The organism is Infirmifilum sp. NZ, assembly GCF_022693705.1.
Lineage (GTDB): Archaea > Thermoproteota > Thermoprotei > Thermofilales > Thermofilaceae > Thermofilum.
The window spans coordinates 649,546-668,715 of the sequence record NZ_CP094288.1 but is presented as its reverse complement, the minus strand read 5'-3'; the positions used below and the strand labels follow the sequence as shown (position 1 = coordinate 668,715).

Here is a 19,170-nt window from a genome sequence, read left to right as displayed (position 1 = left end):
CCCCTACCGCTACTTCCGGTCGCCCTTACATGGCTACTACTTCCCTCATCGTAGCGCCTCTTGGTATTCATGGACACTCGGTTTAGGGGGTGTCGTTGTGCTTGCTGGCTTTAGCCCGCGTAGCTGAAGCGCACCTCTTCTTTTCATGCAAGCTTACAGGAGTAGACTCGTCAGTAAGAAATACCCGCTCCCTCGACCCCCACCGACACAAAAATTTAAAGATATGACAGAGGTTTATCGCAGGGTGAAGATGTCCGAGAAAGCCAATGTAGTAGTAGTGGGTGGCGGTCCTGCAGGCATGACTGCCGCCTCAAGGGTGAAGAGGTTCAGGCCCGACTGGAGGGTTGTTGTCTTCGAGAGGAGCAGGTATGTGAGCTACGCTCCATGCGGTATTCCGTACTTTCTCGGGGGACTCGCCAAGAGCATCGAGGAGCTAGTTCACTACCCTGTGAGAGTCTTCACCGAGGAGAGGGGCATCGAAGTTCACACCGAAGCGGAAGTCGTGGAGGCGGGCGAGGGATATGTTAGAGCCCGCTTCAAGGACGGAACCGAGAGAACCTACGAGTGGGATAAGCTCCTAATTGCTACTGGAGCGCGGCCTAGGATACCACGGATTCCCGGGACCGAGCTGAAGGGTGTTCTAACTCTTAGAACCCTCGAAAGCGCCGAGGAGGCTAAACGTACATTGTCTCAAGCTGAAAGAGTCGCGGTCGTTGGTGCTGGATACATCGGCTTAGAGCTAGCTGACAACCTCGTGAGAATCGGCAAGAAGGTTATCTTGATCGAGCTTCTACCCCACGTTATGCCTACCCTCGACTACGACATGACTGCGCTGGTTGAGAATGAGCTTGTGAGAAACGGTGTAGAGCTCCACCTTAATGAAACGGTAAAGGAGGCGACCGGCAACGGGAAAGTTGAGAAGATAGTTACCGATAAAGGCGAGTACAGAGTCGACGCCGTCTTCTTCGCCACAGGTGTTGCTCCCGAAACAGCGCTGGCAGAGATGCTTGGGGTGAAGAAGGGCATCACAGGCGCCGTGAGCGTGGACGCCTCGATGTCCACAAACAAGGAGGGTGTTTACGCCGCTGGGGACGTTGCCGAGACGGTAAACCTCGTAACAGGGAAGCCTGATTGGTTTCCGCTAGCCCCCGTTGCGAACAAGATGGGTTACGTTGCGGGCGCATCGCTGGCCGGGTTTAAAGAGACCTTTCCGGGGGCAGTGGGAACTGCGATTACAAAGGTCTTCGGACTCGAAGTGGGGAGAACAGGGTTAACCGAGGAGCGGGCCGTAAAAGAGGGCTTTAAACCAGTGTCCGCGACAATAACAGCTAACACGAGAGCCAGTTACTATCCCGGCTCAACTCGAATGACCGTCAAGCTCATAGCAGACGGCTCAACGGGCCAGCTCCTGGGAGCGCAGGTAGTAGGAGCAGATGGTGTCCTAGCGAGGATAAACGCGCTTTCCGTGCTAGTCGCGAAGAGGGCGACGGTCAGGGAGGCGTTCTTCAGCGATCTCGCATATGCTCCTCCCTTCGCCCCAGTCTGGGACCCCGTCATCGTGGCTGCTCGAGTTCTTCTCGGAAAGCTTGCGCAGAGCTAAACCTCTCCTTTCTCTCTGCTAGGACGTAAGCGTACCCTCCTGTCATGAGAATAACTGACCCAGCCACCGCCAGCAAGCTGGAGACCGCGACCTGTGCGTCGAGAGCTTGCTGGTTGTACCGCGCGAAGTACAGTGTGATCTTGACTGTAGAAGTGCAGGCTTTACACCCAGACTTGACGCTCACGAGCACCGGACTACTGTTGAGGTAAACAGTGCCTGATGCGGTCCTAGCGGCGTCCTGTATGAGGAGTTTTCCCGTTTCCTGGTGCCCTTCATCGTAGAAGATGAGCGTCAAGTTTACGAAACGATCTCCCGTGTACGTCAAGTTGAATAAAGCCTTCTGTGAGAGGCCTGTTGGAAGAGGGTAGGTTTCTTCGTGATCTAAAGGCAAACTGAGCGTTATGAGTATTTTCTCGCGTGGTGAAAGCTGATAGCCAATACTAGCGGCCAAAATCGCACCTACGGCTAGAAGGACAAAGCCTATGATAATCAGCTTTACAGAGAAGGCTCGGGTGACCCGAGTTTCCGGCTGCATTCAATATCACCAAAGAACGGGGTCATAAAAACGTTGTACTAGTGTCGCCTACACTGCAGCTCTTCTAACTCCTATTTTCACCCTGACATCTCCAATCTCCCACTCCTGCACTAGCTCACCCTCTACCTCATCCTCCTCTGTGAGTTTAAGCGAGAGGGACCTAGACTCAGTTTTCAAGTACTCTTTGAAGTCGCTCAGGACCCCCGCGTACTCTTTCGGAGCGTAAATGGCCACGTCAATGTACTCGTTAACGGCAAGCCCCAGCTGCTTTCTCATGAACTGTATTCTCCTGAGAACGTCGCGCGCAAATCCCTCCGCTAACTCTCTCTCACTCAACGTTAAGTCGAGCACTATATAGCCCCAGCTCAAGTTTTCTCCATCGAACCCCGCTTTCCAGCCCTCACTTACGTTAACCATCTCGCGCGTGATTCGGTAGGTCCTGCCGTTGTGCTCGATCTCGGCATAGCCTTTTTCCACTAGGGAAGTCGCTATCTCGGCTTCTCTTTTAGCAAGGAGGTCTAGCACAATGTTTGTCTCCGACTTGAACACGGGGCCTATAGTGCGGTAGACAGGTTCAACACTCAAGACCTTGAAGTCTTTAACGGTGGAGGAGTCGGCGACGACAACCCTCTTGACGTTCACTTGAGAGGTTATCACGTGCTCCATCGTTTTCGCTGCCTTTGAAACCTGCGCGTCGTCAGTAAGTATGTAAAGGGCTGGGAGAGGTTGCCGTATCTTAACACCCCTGCGCATCCTTATAGCAAGCGCTCTCTCGACTATCTCACGGGCTACCTCCATCTCTTTCTCCAGCTCTTCGTTTATGAACTCGAGCCGGACCTCCGGCCATGGAAGCGCATGAACACTGGGCGCCCTGCCTTCCTGTCTGAACGATTCAAGGTATATTTTCTCTGTGGTGAAGGGGATGATCGGGGCCGCTACCCTCAGGAGCCTCTCGAGCACATAGCTGAGAGTCGCGTAGGCTGTGATCTTAGACTCCTCCTCCTCTTCGACCCAAACACGCGGGCGAATGAGCCGAATGTACCAGTGGCTCAGGTCCTCTACTACGAAGTCTCTGAGGAGTCTAGCCGCGCGGTGAAGGTTCAGGCTCTCATACGCTTTCCTGGTCTCGTCTACGAGCCTTTCAAATCGGGAAAGAAGCCATAGATCCTCAACACGGAGCCTTCCTAGCAGGCTATCTATGGGGTGCTCTTCTGGGTCGAACTTGTCAATGCTCATGTAAAGGCTGGCGAAGTAGTAGACGTTCCAGAAGATGTTTAGGTCTGAGTACACCTCCTCCAGCCCCTTCCACGAGAACCTCAGGTCTTCCCAGGTCGTGTTCCTGAGAACGAACCAACGGAAAACATCCCTGCTACCATATTTGTATTCGAGGATCTGTTTAGGCTCAACATAGTTCCCGAGCGACTTGTGCATCTCCCGCCCCTGCTCATCCAGGGCAAACCCGTGCATCAGCACTCTGCGATAAGGCGACTGGTCAAATGCTATTATACCGCTCCTGAGAAGCGAGAAGAACCATCCGGCTATCTGGTCGTGCCCCTCTATTATGAGGTCCACAGGCCAGAGAGCTTTAAGCCTCTCCTCGTTTCTCGGAAACCCCAGAGACGCGTAGAAGGCGACGCCCGAGTCAAGCCACACGTCCAGCACGTCAGGAACACGCCTCATGACCCCCCCGCATTTCGGGCATTTTAGCGTAACTTGGTCGATCCAAGGCCTGTGCAGGTCGGGAAGCTTAATCTCCCCTGCCAGCTCTTCAAGCTCCCTCTTGGAGCCAACGACCACTCTCTCGCCGCACTTCTCGCAAACCCATATCGGTGCCGGCGTCCCCCAGTACCTCTGCCTCGATATAATCCAGTCGCGAAGACCAGCAAGCCAGTTCTTGAACCTTGCGTATCCAGCCCACCCCGGAACCCAGTCCACTTTCTCCGCCTCCTCTAGCATCCTGTCCTTAAGGTGAGTCACTCGTATGAACCACTGCTTCGTTCCGCGAAGTATAAGGGGGGTTTTGCAGCGCCAGCAAATGGGGTACCTGTGCTTCAGCGTCCCAGCGTGCAGCAGGAACCCCTTCTTATCCAGGTCTTCTATGATGACTTTGTTAGCCTCGCGTACCGGCAGGCCTGCGTACTTGCCCGCCCCTTCAGTCAATCTCCCCTTCTCGTCCACGAGGACGACGACTGGTAAAGAGTACCTTTGAGCAACTATGAAATCCTCCTCCCCATGACCCGGTGCTGAGTGTACAAGCCCTGTACCCTCCTCAGCTGACACGAACTCGCTCGAAAGAACTATTCTATGGACATCTACCAGGCTCCGCTGAGCATCAACCTCCTCCAAGAGGGGGTGCTCGTACTCGAGCCCCTCGAGCTCTCGGCCCTTGACAGCCTCCACGACCCTGTACTCCTTAATGCCAGCATCCTCCATGACCTTGTCGAGCCTCTTCCTCGCCACGAGGACCTCCTCCCCGCCGATGTCAACCCACACGTACTCTAAGTCAGGATTAGCCATTACAGCAACGTTAGCCGGCAGCGTCCACGGCGTTGTGGTCCAAATGACTATGAAGCGTCTCTTGTCTCCCTTCAACGGGAACTTTACGTAGATCGATGGATCCTCCAGCTCTGTGTACTCCGTGACTTCATAGTCGGCAAGCGTAGTCTCGCAGCGGGGGCACCAGTGAACGACCTTCAGCCCGTAGTCCAGCAAGCCCTTTTCGTGAGCTTTCTTCACGAGCCACCATGCACCTTCGATGTAGTCGTCGTCCATCGTCCTGTACGGTTTTTCCCACCTCATCGAGACGCCAAAGTCCCAGAAGTACCTGCTCATCGACTCAATGTTCTCTAGGACGAACCTCTTACACTCACCGATGAATCTGTCAACTCCGAAGTCCTCGATGTCTTTTTTCGTCTTAAAACCGAGCCTTTTCTCAATCTGAACCTCTATCGGCAGCCCGTGGCAATCGTAGCCAGGTTGGTCGTGGACAGCATAGCCTAGGGCTCTGTAGAACCTTATAATAGCGTCCTTCAGCACTTTGTTCCAAAGCGTTCCGACGTGGGGTACACCGCTGGAAGCGTACGGGGGGCCGTCCAGGAAGTAGAACTTCTCTCTTCCCTTCGACGCCTCTCGTATCAGGTCGTAGACACGCTCTCTCTCCCAGAACTCTAGAACATCTACTTCGTACCTTTTAGGGTTAAACTCCTGGGGTAGCTGCCTAACTACAGGCATACGAACACCTCAAGGGTGGGCCGCAATTTAAGGCTAGTGGAGGCCAGAAGGCGAAATCTCGAGCAAGCTAAATTAAGCGTTTTTACGGAATTTGGCGGGGCATTCTCACCCACCCTTTAGGAGTGTCATTCGCAACTAGTTTATTTGTTTTTCTCTCGCTTTTCTTTTATAAGCCACATCGAGAGGAAGTAGAGCCCCAGAAAAGGTAGACCTAAGGCAAGGGCGCTGGTGGGTGTTGGGTCTGGTGTCAAGACAACGAGCAGCGCCACCGTTAGGAAGAAGACATAGCGCCAGTTGCTCCTTAGAGTTTCGTAGCTGATGACCCCGATTTTGCTCAGCGTGAGCACGAAGATGGGAAACATGAAAAAGACCCCAACTGCGACTGACCCTAGGAAGATGTTCTGGTAGAAGTCCTGGATAGAGAATAGAGGCGCGGCCCCTCCAAGCTGAGCCAACCACAGGGCAATAAGGAAGGTTAAGGGCATCACCACATAGAGACCGTAAACCACCCCTGAGACAAACAGGAGTAGGATCGCTACAAGGTAGCGCTTGACCACCCTCTTTTCGTGAGGGTATAGCCCAGGTTCAATGAACCTGTAGATAAAGTAGGCTACAACCGGGCTTAGAACGACGATGCCTACTAGCGCAGAAGTTATTACTGCCGCTGTTAGCGAGTCAAACCACCCATGGGAAATCAAAATAACGCTAGATGAGTTAACTCCCAGAGTCTTGGCGAGAGGTTGAAGCACGAAGTTGTCCTCATACGTTAGGACTATTCCCCTAATCTGGTCCATCAGGTAGAATGTTAGGGGGACGTACTGCTCCGGTAAGAGGTGTGGTGTTGGTAGAAAGAGTAGAGCTAGCATAAAGGCTACTATGGTGAGCAGGATACTCCTGATGGTCTCGAGTAGGTCGTAAACATGCTCCATGAGGGGTTTTTCCGGTAGCTCGGACATTGTCGCTCTAAAAGAGTAGGGATAAATTTATATTAAACTCGACGAAAAGAATTGCGGTGCAAAAAGCATGCCCAAGTTTAAGGTCACTATCGACAGGGATCAGTGCATCAGCGATATGGCTTGCGTGAGTCTTTGCCCCGAGGTTTTTGAGATGAACGAGGAGGATGGAAAAAGCCAGATCGTAGCTAAGTACAGGGTCGGCGGCAACCCAGGTGAGGGAGAGGTTCCCGCTGAGCTAGAAGAGTGCGTGAAAAGCGCAGCCGAGGCGTGTCCTGTCTCGATAATTCACGTTACGAAAGTCGAGTAGGTTTTGAAAGAGTAAGCGTCCTCTTTTTCTTCGAAAACGCTTCTACCCTTGGCGACTTCGATCTCTCTTTGGACACGATTGTTAACGATGTAGGTTATCAAGGCGATGAGTAGACTGATGAGGAGCACGATCAGCGAGAAGCCGTTTTGCTTTACACTGCCGAATGCTTTCGCAGCGCTGTCATTTTGCTGAACCCAGTCCTGGACGCCTGTGAACCCAAATCTCCTGAAGAGGGGTGCTAGGTTACTCCTCGCTGCCGCGCTCATCACGGACACGATGTCGTTCGTCGTCTTCACGGATCCACGGGACCTTATGGCTTCGAAGAGTTGAGCGATGTATCTCTCGCCCCCAAAGGAGGAGGAGACATTGTAAACTATATAAAAGCTTGCTAAGTAAGCGTCTCCTACGAGGTTCGGGTCTGCTCGCCATACCTGAATGAAGGAGAAGTTGCCAGACGCATACTCATAGAGAGCAGATGAAGCATTGTGCAACTCCTCGGCGTAGTCGGACACATCAACTCCTATCTCTTGTGCGACCACTATTGAAAGGTACTGCGCGAGCCCCTCGTGAAACCACCTGGTCTGGGCGTTTGCCTCTACACCGGCCTTTCCCAGGAAAACGTGGACCATCTCGTGTATGACCGTCGTCTCCAGGTATCCTGGCGCGTACCTGATCAAGGCCAAGTTAAGCATTATCGGTCCCCTACCTCCCGCATTAATGTCCTCACCCATGACAAACCCTAGGGCGCTGATACCCCCCATGCTCTCCATAGGAAGGTACAGCTCGAAAGTCACCTGATCTACAGTCACTCCCGTGAGGTTTCTGAGTCTCTTGTAGGCCTTCGAGGCGATATCGAGAATCTTCTCGGATAAGCTACGGTAGTAGACAGGCGACACCACGGTTAACACCGCTTCTCCTGTTCGCGAGAAGTTAGCAGTTTGCACCCGCCTAGCAGTCTGGTACTCAATAACCACCCTCCCAGGAATGAGTTGCTGCGCGCCCGGTGATAGACGGTAGACTCTGTAGCCAGCTCCCTCGAGCCTGATCATCCGAGGAGACTCGAGGGTCACCGACGCTAGGTTGGGTATCCGAACGCTTACTTCGATCTCTACGGGAGGGCTTGCGACGAGCATGGGGCTCATGAACCACCCTTGGTTGTCCGAGAGAAGACTTGCGTATGGGAACTTGTAGCAAACCGACAGCGTGGAAGTACCGTTGTCTCCCGGCGCTAGTTCTAGAGTCGAGTTGTAGTAGAAGTAGGCGGACGAGGGTTTATCCTCTATGCGGTAGTTCCCGTAGCTAGAGCACACACTGTAGTTTTCGAACTTGGGAAGAGTGAATGAGAAAGAAGCCCTACCTGCGGCTCTGAAAACTATAGTTACCGTAGCGTTCCCGTTGTCTTCAACGTCGATGTAAACCTTCACCTGAGGTGTGCCTTGCGCCCCAACAGGTGTAGCCCTTGAGAAAGTCGCCAAAGTGAGTGCCATAACAAGTAGCAGGGTTAAACTACGCTTGAACTCCTCCCTCATAGCTAAGGTATCCCGCTTTACGCCCCACTATGCCGCCTTATATTCCTCATGCTCTTTTCGTCCAGGATGAGAACCAAGCTTTTTTGCTGTTATCTGCAGCATTAACCTCAGTGCTTCCTGTCTCATCACGGTTTTTACAGTTTTCGAAGAGCTGACGCCACGATTTTTCACTGAGCGGCAACAAAGGCAGGCGTAGAAAAGGATATCTCCAGGTAGCGTTGAATCGTCGCGGTAGTTAGCCGTGACCGGGCACAACTTGACTATAAACTGTGAGAAAGCCTTACTCTTCTCGGACATCCACTGCAGAACAGGCGGTGTCTGCGACCCTTTGATGAAGCTTTTAAACGTTGCTAGCAAGGAAAGCATCGATTGCTTGATCATCCTCGGAGACCTGTTTGACGATCTGCACGAGCGTATGGATTCCATGACGCTAAAGCGGGAAATGCTTCAACTCGGCTTTAAGGAGTACAGAGGCAAGCACATTCTCTACACACCGAGCTCCTCATCGCATGACCCTATCGTGGGTAAGAGCGAGTTTGAGCTCAACGGGGTCAAAGTCTACGTAGACAAAGTAATCAAAGCGAGCCTAGGTGACCTGAACCTTTGCCTGACCCACGGAGATATGCTTGTCCCCAACGGTGCTGTAGCGTACGCTATCAACGCCATCTCGGCCCTTGCTGGGAAGAGCCTGCTCCTAGAGGAGCTGACAAAGCGGAGAATCTGCAGCAGTAGCGCTTGGTTTTTCATGGGACACACTCACATACCGGGTCTAGACCCCGCACGGAGACTGGGAAACCCCGGTTCGTGGCGCAGAGAGTGGAGGGGGCGTGTACCTTACTGGAGAAGGCCCTCGAACAGCGCGATCCTCTACGAGGGCAAACGTTTTAGGCTGGTTTTTCTCTAGTACTTTCGATGGGCTACTACCACCCCTTGTCCAAAAAACCCTACCACATCCTAGCAAAGCCGGGCGAGATTGCCCGGAAGGTCGTCGTCGCTGGCGACCCTAAGCGCGTCGAGAAAGCGGCACAGCTGCTGGAGAACCCTCGCGTCGTCAACGAAAACAGAGGATTCCTCACGATCACGGGTGAGTACAAAGGGGTCCAGATCACGCTTGCTGCTCATGGTATCGGTGCGCCTTCCGCGGCTATAGTCTTCGAGGAGCTTTATATGCTCGGTGCTAGGGAGATCGTGAGAGCTGGCACCTGCGGCTCTCTTAAAAAAGAGCTCGGGGTTGGAACAATTGTCGTTATCGAGGCTTCAGCTTATACCTACGGCGGCACGCTGGGATCCTACTTTCCTGGAGTCTCCTACCCTGCTTGCGCGTCACCGGAACTCGTCTTAGCGCTAGAAAAAGCCGCTGAAAAGCTCGGAGTGAGGCATGCACGCGGAATAGCCCTCTCCCACGACGCCTTCCACACCGTGGAGAAGAGAGCGCAAGAGTGGGGCGCTATGGGCGTAGACGTCCTGGAAATGGAGTCCGCGACGCTCTTCGCTCTCGGTAGGTTCAGAGGCTTCAAGTCTGGGGCACTTGCTTTAGTAGTGGACAACATGGTTACTGGTGAGGAGCTTTCCGGAGGCAGAGACGAGCTCGAGCTCAAAATGACTCAAGTAGCTCTAGAGGCGCTCGTGGCGTGATCCACTCGCCTGATGAGCGATGGCTCACCCTGCGCCGGAAGGCTCTAGATCAGCTGGAACTCCACAAAAAGGAAGGACGCGTTGACGCCGACATCCTGTGGCTCCTGGACATCGTGAACTCCACGGAGAGTTACTACACTACGAGTAGCTGTAGCGGCCGAATACAGGTAATTGCGGGGCGGCATCCTGGAGAGAAAGGTAGATTGAGGGTACTGGCTAAATGGCACAGGCCCATCGCCCCTGAGGAGCTACTGCTCGTTTTGAACGCTACAAGCGAGGAGAATGTATGGTTCTCAGTCCACCCGCCCATAATGCACATCGTGGCCCGAGACATACCCTCTGCCAGACGACTGCTCATTGCTGCCAGAAACTCCGGTTTTAAGCACAGCGGCATACAGGGCTTAGGTAAAAGAATAGTCGTGGAGATAATGTCTATGGAGAAGCTGGAAGCACCGCTGAGGCTTAAAGGCTCGGACATAGTAAGTCCAGAAAAATACCCCCTGCTCGTCGACGCCGCGAACGAGTTGCTACTACGCGGGAAGAGCAGGCTAGGGAAGCTCGCAGAAGCATTTAAGGAGGCTTCTTAAACCCGGTGCAGTAACGCCTGGAAGGCTTCTGTTTCCAGGTTTTTAGCTTAAAGTTACGAGTGCAGTGGGATGAACTTGCATACCTTGCAGCCGCATCTATTCATGCTGCTCTCGAGCCCGACTATCTCGTCGCTGTAAGCTTTAACGTAAAGCACCTCGGTGCACAGACCCTCAGTCGTGTGGAGGTGCAACCTGCTCCGAATAGCCTCTTTCCTGCGCTCAATCTCAGAATCTATCAGACTGCCGCGTCGAGGTTCGTAGCTGACAACAAGCACCCCCTCGCATTCATGAGGTGCGGTGAAGTGAAACTTCTCGTCTAGGAAACTTCTAACAGCCATGTTTACGATATGAGACCTGTTTGTTCCCATAACGCTAGCGAGCCTTTCAACGTCGCTCGCCAGATCACTTTCAAGGCTAATCCCGAACCTAACCTTGCAACGCTTCACCTCTTCCCACCTCGCGCGAGCATGACTAGGTAGACTGCGAAGAGCATAAGACCAAACATGGCGGACGGGGCTATATCGAGCGCTAGAGCGGCGATAAGGCCGATGATCCCGGAAAGCACGGAGACCACTATGCTTATCCACAACATGTCCCTTGAGTTTCGGGCTGTTGAAAGTGCGATGGCTGAGGGTAGTAGCAGGACCACGTGCTCCAGCACGAAGCCTACCACTCTTAGAAGCCCCACGCTTGCGACAGTGAGCAGTGTTACAACCGCGTAGTCGTGTAGCTTAACGTTCAAGCCTATAAGCATCGCGTAGTCCCTGTCAACTCCTATCAGGACCTCCTTCCTGTAGAGTATAATGCTGAGAGCCGCTACAGCGGCCGAGACCACGAGTGCATAAGCTACATCACTCCAAGTCGAGAGCAGGGGGTCGCCCAGGATGTATGACCAAAGGCTGACCTGTGCGGGAAACTTAGTCAAAATGTAGTACATCGCGGCGACGCTCGCCGAAGTTGTGAAGGCCACGAAGACCGACGTGGCTATGTTCTCGTCTACGCCCCTCTGAACCAGATACATCTGCAGAAACGATAGCGGCACGCTGATCACTATAGCGAGGGTTGTCGGGTCAAACCCCGTGATCGCCGAAAGCATGTACCCTAAGGCTATTGAAAGGAGAGAAGCGTGCGGAAGGGCTGAAGCAAAGAAGTTCAGCCTTCTTACCGTTACGATCGGGCTAAGTGAGCTGAAAGCGATCGACGTTGAGGCTATGAGGATGAGCCAGCGCGGGTCCAAGTACATATGAATCACCTAAGCTATCACGTGTAAGCACTTCTCGATAAGTAGCACACCGTCTCCGTAAGCCTTTCGGAGCATATCAAGCTTGAAGATGTCTCGAGGCGAGCCTACAGCCTTTATGCCGCGGTTGAACACTATGATGTACTTGCTAAGGTTGATCGTGAGAACCGGGTCGTGTGTCGTTAAGAGCACCATTTTTTCTCTGGAGATCCTTTGAATAAAGGATAAAATATCTTCCCTAGCCCTTGGATCCACCCCTGAGAACGGTTCGTCTAGAAGAAGGATCGGGGTCTCTCTGGCCAAAGCCCTGGCAATGAGAATTCGTTGCAGTTGCCCCCCGCTGAGCTCGCTGAGCCTTTTATCCGCAAACTCCTCGGCTTTCACCGCCTTTAAGTACTCTCCAGCTCTGCTCTCACATTCGCGATCCTCGCACCTTCTCTCTGACCTTAGCGTAGCCTCGATCAGCTCTCTGCCGGTTATCGGGTAACCGAACTCTATATTCGAGATTTGAGGAACATAACTCATGAAACGCCCAGCAGCTAGAGGGTTTCCCGTGACCTCTAATCCGTTAACGAGAACCTTGCCCTCCACCGGCTTAAGAAGACCCATGAGAACCTTGAAGAAGGTAGTCTTGCCCGCGCCATTTGGCCCCAGCACGGTTATTAAGCCAGCACCCCTTACTGAAAAGTTCTCCTTTGTTAAGATGTACTCTGAATTGTAGGCAAATGTAAGGTCTATTACACGTAGCTCTACTTCTTCGTGCACGTTCAAACCACCAAGCTTAAATAATCGTGCACATATAAGTAGTTTATGCCAGGGTGATTACCCTAATGTGCACAAATCAGGTAAAGTCAAAGAGTAATAGTGCACGAAATAGAATGATACTCGCCGTTACTGCAATACTTGCGCTTACCGTGATAGCCATCTTCGCAGTTTATCTCCTTGCTCCCAAACAGCCTCCTCAAAGTAAAACGGGGATGGTTGTTGCTGTGACGTTTTACTCCCTTAAGCCTGACCTCGAACAGCTGATCTGCAGCGGCGACTCCGTCTTCTCGGTGACCCCCCCGGGAGTGGACCCCCATGAGTACCAGTTGACCCCCAGTGACGTTGCTAAGTTGCGGGACGCTGACATCATCGTCTCAACTGCTCATACTCCTTTCGAGACGCAGATAAGGGATCTCGTGAGCAGAGGCGAGATAAAATCTGTTCTAATCGAAATTCCAAACATCCCCGGCGTAAGCATCAAGTTGAACCCCGCGACGGGTCAGCCGAACTACCATTGGCCGATATACGACCCCGAGAACTACAAGATCTACATGGCCTACGTGGAAAAGCGGCTTGAGACGCTTAGACCGGAGTGTGCTGAATCATACAGGGCGAACCTCAAAAACCTCACAGAGAAGGTGAGTACAATCGAGAACGCTACTAGAAAGCTGAACTTGTGCGCCGTAGCTACTTCTCCGCCGGCGCAGTACGCTGTTGAGTGGGCGGGCATCAGAGTCAAGTACCTTCTCGTAAAGGAAGAGGACCTGCCTGCCACTCCTGAAGACCTGGCAAGAATAGAGAGTAGCCTCAGCAGCGGCGAGTGCAAGCTTATAGTAGTAGTGGGGTCAACCTCCACACAGGTTGCTCAGAAAGCTCTAGAGCTCGCCGCCAGTCACAGCGTGCCATACATAGTAGTTCCCGATCCCACTGCTCCCGACAGCGCTCTCAACAAGATTTTCAAGGTATCTCAGGAGTTAACTAAATTAGCCCCATCTGGCTAGAACTTCTGGGCGGTGAAAATGCCCTGCGGTTCAAAGAAGCTTGATGAAACAGCCGTAAGCATCCTGAAAGCGCTAGTAACGTTTACGCAGCCGGCATCCTGCAAAGAAATAGCCGAGAAAGCGGGCCTAGACGTTAGAAAAGTCACCGGGAAAATCCGGGGTTTAGTTAATCAAGGCTTGGTTGAGAAAGCCGGGGAAGGTAAGTACAGAATAACCGACAAGGGCAGGGAGGCGATAAAAGCCTAAGCCTCCTAAGTTGAGAAAGAACTTTTTTATCTTTGTGTCCTTTAGAGGTCTGGGATGAAGACCGCTGGAACTGCTGATGCGTGATGTAGGCTAGGACACCTGACCCCGTTTACCTGCGTAGCGATTAAATGGTTAAATATGAGGGATGTTACGCTAGCTTATGCAAAGCAACCAGTCAAAGAGCTTTGGGGTACTCTGGTACACCGAGTGGCTTAGCCCGCTTGAGGCGCACATCCACGGCATAGAGGAGTTACTATACGACGGTCGGACGAAGTACCAGAGAGTAACTATCGCGAAAACGGGGTCCTTCGGGCTGGCTCTCTTCCTAGACGGGTATGCGCAGAGCACAGAGTACGACGAGTTCATCTATCACGAGAGCCTAGTTCACCCAGCAATGCTCACGCATCCCAATCCGAGGAAAGTACTCGTCGTGGGAGGGGGTGAAGGCGCGACTATCAGGGAGGTCCTGAAGCACAAGACGGTTGAACGCGTGGTGATGGTTGACATTGATGGAGAGCTCGTCGAGCTAGCGAAGAAGTACCTCTATAAATGGCATCAGGGCTCTTTCGACGATCCTAGAGTGGAGCTAGTGATAGCAGACGGAAAAGAGTTCATCGAGAACACTAGTGAGAAGTTCGACGTTGTAATACTTGACCTCACGGATCCTATTAAAAACACCCCCGGTGTTCTACTTTACACGAAGGAGTTCTACGAAGGCGTAAAGAAAATACTGAACGCGCAGGGCGTTATGGTCACGCAGGCTACTTCTACGAGGTACTACCTCGAAGCATTCACAGTTATAGGCAACACCGTGGGTGCAGTCTTCCCCATCTCTCGTCTCTACAAGGTATTTGTACCAGCATTCTACAGCGAGTGGGGCTTTGCCCTCGGATCAATGGGGCGTGACCCGCTCAGTATCCCAAGAAGTGAGCTTCAAGAGAAGCTCGGCAGGCTCGATCTCCGCTTCTTGGACATTGATAACTACTACCACTTATTCAAAATCCCCCGCTACATGAAAGAGCAGATGAAAGAGTACACGTGGATATCGACGATCGACAAACCTCTCGAAATAAGTCTCAGTTAGAAGCGAGCCCTGGCGAGCAAACGCCAGTAGCTGACTTTCTGCGCTTTATCCTGCGCGCCTCTTTCCCTTCTCTCAGTGTCAGGTGTTGCCGCACCTTCCTCGCCCCGGACCCGGTAAAGGCTCTCCTCCTCTAATAAGCGAGTAGTGTACGTTCCATCCACAAAGCGTGGATGCTGGAGGACGTTTACTAGGAACGAGCGGTTGTGTTTAACTCCTTCGATCACGAGCTCCTTCAGTGCCCTTACCAGCCTGCTCCGCGCAGCCTCGCGATTCTGCCCCCAGGAAACGATTTTCATCAGAAGAGGGTCGTAAAACTCCGGCACAGTGTAGCCCTCGTAGACGCCGCTGTCGACTCTGACCCAGGGTCCTGCGGGTAGTTCCAGCCGGGATACTCTTCCGGGTGAGGGCATAAAGTTGCTCCATGGATCCTCCGCGTAGATGCGCGCCTCTATAGCGTGGCCGCTATAGTTGAGCGATGATAAAGTTGATGAAAGCTGTTCGCCTGCGGCTATGAGTATCTGTTGCTCAACGACGTCGACGCCAGTGATCATCTCCGTGACGGGGTGCTCTACCTGTATTCTGGTGTTAACTTCGAGGAGGTAGAACTTCCTTTCGTCTAGGTCGAAGAGAAACTCGAACGTCCCAGCGTTCACGTAGTGGCAACTTTCGGCAGCTTTAACGGCCAGCCGCAACACCTCCTTTCTCTCCTCAGGGGTGATGGAAGGGGATGGGGCTTCCTCAACGACCTTCTGGAACCTCCTCTGAACGCTACACTCCCTTTCAAAAAGATGCACTATTTTTCCGTGCTCATCACCTAGAATCTGAACCTCGATGTGCTTAGCTCTGGGGAAGTACTTCTCGAGGTAAACCTCGCTTCTACTGAACGAGGCTGAAGCCAACCTAGAGGCTTTCTCAACCTTATCCCTCAGATCGCTAGGAGAACTTGCGACGAACATCCCGATACCCCCTCCACCTCCCGCTGGCTTCACGACTACAGGATACCCTAGCTCCTCTGCAGCCTCGGGGGCCTCCTCTAGGCCAACGGGCTCAAGTGTCCCGGGAACCACCGGGATCCCGCTGCCGGCGAAAAACCTTCTAGATGAGAGTTTGTCACCAGCCAGCTTTAAAACGCTTGGAGGAGGGCCTATCCATGCGAGGCCGCTCTCCACAACCTCCTGAGCGAATTGAGCGTTCTGCGAGAGAAAACCGTAGCCAGGGTGGATAGCCTCAGCTCCGAGGCTCAGAGCAGCTTGCAGTATGGCTTTGGAGTTCAGGTAGCTGAGCTTAGGCTCGGAGGGACCTATGCGGACTCTTTCATCGGCAAGCCTTGTATGAAGCGCATCCCTATCCGCGTCGCTGTACACTGCGACAGTTTTGATCCCCATGTCTCTCGCTGTTCGAATGATTCTGACAGCAATTTCCCCCCTGTTAGCCACCAGTATCTTGCTGAAAACACTCCCCATTTACCGCCGACCAGTAGTACTAACGCCATAGAACATAAATGCGTTCTGGGTAGTCACCTCATCAACCTCCTCAAAGCTCATCCCTCTCAGCTCGGCCACTTCCTCGATGACCGCTCTAACGTTTAGGGGAGTGTTCACGCCCCCACTCGGGGACAGGAAAGGAGCATCTGTTTCCGTCAGGATACGCTCGAGAGGGAAGCTCTTAGCTATCTTGCGCATATTCTTGGTGTCCTTAATTTTGTAGTTCACGGAGAAGTAGAAGCCCATGTCCAGAGCCTTTTTTGCTGCAGTCATGTTTCCGGTAAAGGAGTGCATCAACACTTTCTCTTCAAGCTTGAAGCTAGAAAGCATCTCGACGACCTCCTCCTCGGCCTTCCGGCTATGAATTACAACAGGTTTTCTTATTTTCTCAGCCAGCTCAAGCATTTCCAGGAAAACTTTCCTCGATCGAGAGTACTCTTCCTCATCTTTAACCCAGAACCTGTCGAGGCCTATTTCCCCAATCCCTACTATCGCCCCAGCGTTGCGCTCCACAAGTTCCTTGTAGAGCTCGATCTCATCATCGCCCATTTCATGTACTTGTACTGGGTGAAGCCCCATGGTTACGAACACCAGCCCTTGGTACCGCTGGCTCAAGCTCAGCGCCTCGAGCGCGTCCTCGAAACCTCTCTTTTTCTCCTTATCGAAAGGGAACGCAGAGGTCACTATGCCCCTCATCTGTCCTTTTGCTTCCTCCAGCACCTTTGGTAACAGCTCTCTAAGACCAGGGTATGTCAGGTGGCAGTGAGCGTCAAACACTTGTCGAAGTTCGCAGGAAAGCCTTATATTCGTTTGCGGGCTGTGGGTCTTTGGGTTTTTAATGCTGTCAGTGGTAGCCCTGGAGTCAGAGACGAGGCGTCTGAGGGAGAGGCTGAGGGACTATATTCGCGAAGAGGTCTACGAGAAAGAGCCCTTCCTTGAGGAGCTCGTGTACGCTCTTGAGGGCGGCAAAATGATCCGCGGGACGCTCGCGCTCCTCGTAGCTAAGGCTCTGGGCGGCGATGCCGAGCAAGCGTTACCCATAGCTTTAGCCCTAGAGCTCATGCATTCAGCCAGCCTTATCCACGACGATATAATCGATAAGTCTGAGGTGCGGAGAGGCAGGGCCAGCTTCTGGAAACGCTACGGATTGGAGAAAGCTATCGTTTTCCCCCACGTGATGATGGCCACCGCGATAAAGTACGTTGCCCAAGCGGGTACGAGGGCTGTTATCGAGAGCATGGACGCGTGGTACAAAGCTGCCTTAGGGCAGCTGTGGGACATGGAGATACTAAAAGGGGTCGACCCCGGGGTTAGTTACTTGGACGTTATTTCATACAAGACGGGCGCTGTGTTCGAAGCTTCAGCAGTTTTACCTATCTATGCGATACAGCAAGGAGAGTCAGTAGTAGAGTACGCCAGGGTTTATGGCCTCTCCCTTGGCCGAGCATACCAGATTCTAGACGACTTAGTTGACGTAGAGAAGGGTGTCCGCGACAGCGGGAGTGTAATACAGCTACTTAGAGAGTCACGGGGAAATCCTCTAGAGTATGCTGGGGAAAAGTTTGTGGGTGAAGTAGACAGGGTTTTTGAGAGTGCGGCTCGGTTATCCAGCTTGCTCGCCTACTTCGCTAGGTACTCGTTGGAGCTATTCCTACGCGAGTGCTCTTGCCAAGCCAGGAGAATCCTTGGGGAGAAACTGGAATCTAGGTGGCGTTATTGGGGGCTACCGGACTACCAATAGGGTTATGGTTTAAAGTAGAGCGCGTTCTAAACTACCTGTTTGATACGGCCGTATATGAGCGGGCAAACACTGTGATGAGCCTGGGTGTGCATAGACTTCTCAGGAACATTGTTCTATCCTCCGTGGCCGGTAGGGTTCTAGATGTGGGTTGCGGGGACGGAGTGTACGTTCCTCAGCTCGTGCGGACTGCTGAGGAGGTTATATGCATCGACCCAATAGCCACGAAGAACATGCACAATTATGCGAATTTTCACCGTGTAGTAGCAACAGCAGAGTGCATACCCTTTAGAGCCAAGTCGTTTGACTTCGCTATCGCGATGTTTAGCTTCCGCGACTTCATGGACAAAGCTCTAGGCATTTTTAACATGCGTAAAGCGTCGAGAAAAGGCGTCTTCATCCTCGACCTCTTCGCGGTAAACCGTTTCCTGCTTCCGGCTGTCGTACTGTACTTTGGGTACATCGCCCCCATCTTGGGCTTCATCGTGAGCGGTGGTCATCGAGGCAGGTGGGAGCTTTTGATCCCAACTCTTCAGCTAATGCCCAGGGCAGATTTTTTCAGTAAACTCGGCGGGAAAGTGCTCATAAAGAAGGGACTAGGTTTAGTTGCAGTCATTTACATCCCATCTGAAGCCCGCTGATTCTTAGCTATGGATTTACGTTCAGCGTTCAATGAATCCGTGCTCCAGATACTGCCTCTCTTCTCTGATCAACGTTTTGCTATGGTAAAAAGGAAAAGAAAAGGTAAATCACCACACGGGAATATAAAAGACAAAAATGTTTATATATAGATGTAGATAGAGGAAACTCCTAGTGATGTGTCATGGCTGAAGACAAGAGTCCCACGGTAGCTGAATCGCTAAGGGTAAATACAGTGATAAAACTTTACACGCTTATACTGCTGGCTGAGGGCGAGAAGCACGGCTATGAGCTCATGAGGCTTCTCGAGAAGATGCTCGGCGTCCAAGTAGGGCCTTCGCAGGTTTACCCGTACCTGAAGAAACTAGAGGAAGCAGGCTTCGTGGAATCGCGCGAGGTTGGCTCTAGAGATAAGAAAGCTTACAAACTGACACCAGCCGGCATCGAGTTCGTCCGAGATATCCTAGAGCGCTCTCTCACGGTCATCCAGACAGCAGTAAAAGTACTTGGTCGTGAGAAGGTCTGCCTTCCATAACATTTGCACCTAGACCGCCGAAGTTCCTCAACTCTCTCCATTTCTGCCTAACGAAAAA

General features: G+C 52.5%; 21 protein-coding genes. 11 read left to right on the top strand and 10 right to left on the bottom strand.

What is annotated here, in order from left to right; translation table 11 throughout:
• Positions 1-250: 250 nt before the first annotated feature.
• Positions 251-1,600, top strand: coding sequence for an FAD-dependent oxidoreductase (locus MOV14_RS03570; protein WP_318537864.1), 1,350 nt, complete (start codon positions 251-253; stop codon positions 1,598-1,600).
• Here MOV14_RS03570 and MOV14_RS03565 read toward each other — a convergent pair.
• From MOV14_RS03565 to tatC, 3 genes are all read right to left on the bottom strand, one after another.
• Entirely contained in the window at positions 1,554-2,135 is a 582-nt protein-coding gene (locus MOV14_RS03565; RefSeq protein ID WP_318537863.1) for a hypothetical protein, read from the bottom strand. The two genes, MOV14_RS03570 and MOV14_RS03565, sit on opposite strands and share 47 nt — an antisense overlap.
• Before the next feature lie 48 nt (positions 2,136-2,183).
• On the bottom strand, positions 2,184-5,366 hold the full coding sequence (gene ileS / locus MOV14_RS03560; protein ID WP_318537862.1) for an isoleucine--tRNA ligase: 3,183 nt from the start codon (positions 5,364-5,366) through the stop codon (positions 2,184-2,186).
• 140 nt (positions 5,367-5,506) lie between these two features.
• Positions 5,507-6,322, bottom strand: coding sequence for a twin-arginine translocase subunit TatC (gene tatC, locus MOV14_RS03555; RefSeq protein ID WP_318537861.1), 816 nt, complete (start codon positions 6,320-6,322; stop codon positions 5,507-5,509).
• Between the two features lie 67 nt (positions 6,323-6,389).
• Between tatC and MOV14_RS03550 the strand changes: the two genes are divergently transcribed.
• Positions 6,390-6,629, top strand: coding sequence for a ferredoxin (locus MOV14_RS03550; protein ID WP_318537860.1), 240 nt, complete (start codon positions 6,390-6,392; stop codon positions 6,627-6,629).
• On the opposite strand, the gene MOV14_RS03545 is transcribed toward MOV14_RS03550, so the two are convergent.
• Together MOV14_RS03545 and MOV14_RS03540 are read right to left on the bottom strand one after the other, a co-directional pair.
• The gene (locus MOV14_RS03545) at positions 6,608-8,158 is read right to left on the bottom strand and encodes a hypothetical protein (RefSeq protein ID WP_318537859.1); all 1,551 of its coding nucleotides are present in this window, start codon (positions 8,156-8,158) and stop codon (positions 6,608-6,610) included. The genes MOV14_RS03550 and MOV14_RS03545 overlap by 22 nt on opposite strands.
• A gap of 27 nt (positions 8,159-8,185) precedes the next feature.
• Entirely contained in the window at positions 8,186-8,455 is a 270-nt protein-coding gene (locus tag MOV14_RS03540) for a hypothetical protein (protein WP_318538164.1), read from the bottom strand.
• 34 nt (positions 8,456-8,489) lie between these two features.
• Between MOV14_RS03540 and MOV14_RS03535 the strand changes: the two genes are divergently transcribed.
• The 3 genes from MOV14_RS03535 to MOV14_RS03525 are packed head-to-tail and all read left to right on the top strand — an operon-like array spanning position 8,490 to position 10,380.
• A complete protein-coding gene (locus tag MOV14_RS03535; protein WP_318538124.1) occupies positions 8,490-9,062 on the top strand; it encodes a hypothetical protein in 573 nt (190 codons plus the stop codon).
• Positions 9,063-9,070: 8 nt separating this feature from the next.
• On the top strand, positions 9,071-9,793 hold the full coding sequence (locus MOV14_RS03530; protein WP_318537858.1) for a purine-nucleoside phosphorylase: 723 nt from the start codon (positions 9,071-9,073) through the stop codon (positions 9,791-9,793).
• Complete coding sequence (locus MOV14_RS03525; protein ID WP_318537857.1) at positions 9,790-10,380, top strand: tRNA(Phe) 7-((3-amino-3-carboxypropyl)-4-demethylwyosine(37)-N(4))-methyltransferase; 591 nt, start codon at positions 9,790-9,792, stop codon at positions 10,378-10,380. Before MOV14_RS03530 ends, MOV14_RS03525 begins: the two co-directional genes overlap by 4 nt.
• Before the next feature lie 53 nt (positions 10,381-10,433).
• On the opposite strand, the gene MOV14_RS03520 is transcribed toward MOV14_RS03525, so the two are convergent.
• From MOV14_RS03520 to MOV14_RS03510, 3 genes are read right to left on the bottom strand one after another with little or no spacing between them, the layout of a single operon-like run.
• Complete coding sequence (locus MOV14_RS03520; protein WP_318537856.1) at positions 10,434-10,826, bottom strand: CopG family ribbon-helix-helix protein; 393 nt, start codon at positions 10,824-10,826, stop codon at positions 10,434-10,436.
• Positions 10,823-11,623, bottom strand: a complete 801-nt coding sequence (locus MOV14_RS03515; RefSeq protein WP_318537855.1) for a metal ABC transporter permease — start codon at positions 11,621-11,623, stop codon at positions 10,823-10,825. Before MOV14_RS03515 ends, MOV14_RS03520 begins: the two co-directional genes overlap by 4 nt.
• Positions 11,624-11,632: 9 nt before the next feature.
• A complete protein-coding gene (locus MOV14_RS03510; protein ID WP_318537854.1) occupies positions 11,633-12,385 on the bottom strand; it encodes a metal ABC transporter ATP-binding protein in 753 nt (250 codons plus the stop codon).
• A 113-nt stretch (positions 12,386-12,498) separates the two neighbouring features.
• Between MOV14_RS03510 and MOV14_RS03505 the strand changes: the two genes are divergently transcribed.
• The 3 genes from MOV14_RS03505 to speE all read left to right on the top strand — a co-directional run bounded on the left by MOV14_RS03505 (position 12,499) and on the right by speE (position 14,716).
• Entirely contained in the window at positions 12,499-13,386 is an 888-nt protein-coding gene (locus tag MOV14_RS03505) for a metal ABC transporter substrate-binding protein (RefSeq protein WP_318537853.1), read from the top strand.
• A gap of 18 nt (positions 13,387-13,404) precedes the next feature.
• The gene (locus tag MOV14_RS03500; RefSeq protein WP_318537852.1) at positions 13,405-13,632 is read left to right on the top strand and encodes a winged helix-turn-helix domain-containing protein; all 228 of its coding nucleotides are present in this window, start codon (positions 13,405-13,407) and stop codon (positions 13,630-13,632) included.
• Between the two features lie 160 nt (positions 13,633-13,792).
• Complete coding sequence (gene speE, locus MOV14_RS03495; RefSeq protein ID WP_318537851.1) at positions 13,793-14,716, top strand: polyamine aminopropyltransferase; 924 nt, start codon at positions 13,793-13,795, stop codon at positions 14,714-14,716.
• Here the strand turns inward: speE and MOV14_RS03490 are convergent.
• Together MOV14_RS03490 and MOV14_RS03485 are read right to left on the bottom strand one after the other, a co-directional pair.
• Complete coding sequence (locus MOV14_RS03490) at positions 14,713-16,179, bottom strand: acetyl-CoA carboxylase biotin carboxylase subunit (RefSeq protein WP_318537850.1); 1,467 nt, start codon at positions 16,177-16,179, stop codon at positions 14,713-14,715. The two genes, speE and MOV14_RS03490, sit on opposite strands and share 4 nt — an antisense overlap.
• Positions 16,180-16,977: a TatD family hydrolase gene (locus tag MOV14_RS03485; RefSeq protein WP_318537849.1), complete on the bottom strand. Its 798-nt coding sequence runs from the start codon at positions 16,975-16,977 to the stop codon at positions 16,180-16,182.
• Positions 16,978-17,038: 61 nt separating this feature from the next.
• Here MOV14_RS03485 and MOV14_RS03480 point away from each other — a divergent pair, with 61 nt between their 5' ends.
• The 3 genes from MOV14_RS03480 to MOV14_RS03470 all read left to right on the top strand — a co-directional run bounded on the left by MOV14_RS03480 (position 17,039) and on the right by MOV14_RS03470 (position 19,112).
• Positions 17,039-17,941, top strand: a complete 903-nt coding sequence (locus MOV14_RS03480) for a polyprenyl synthetase family protein (RefSeq protein WP_318537848.1) — start codon at positions 17,039-17,041, stop codon at positions 17,939-17,941.
• On the top strand, positions 17,917-18,579 hold the full coding sequence (locus MOV14_RS03475) for a class I SAM-dependent methyltransferase (protein WP_318537847.1): 663 nt from the start codon (positions 17,917-17,919) through the stop codon (positions 18,577-18,579). Before MOV14_RS03480 ends, MOV14_RS03475 begins: the two co-directional genes overlap by 25 nt.
• 182 nt (positions 18,580-18,761) lie before the next feature.
• Entirely contained in the window at positions 18,762-19,112 is a 351-nt protein-coding gene (locus tag MOV14_RS03470) for a PadR family transcriptional regulator (RefSeq protein ID WP_318537846.1), read from the top strand.
• The last annotated feature ends 58 nt before the right edge of the window (positions 19,113-19,170 follow it).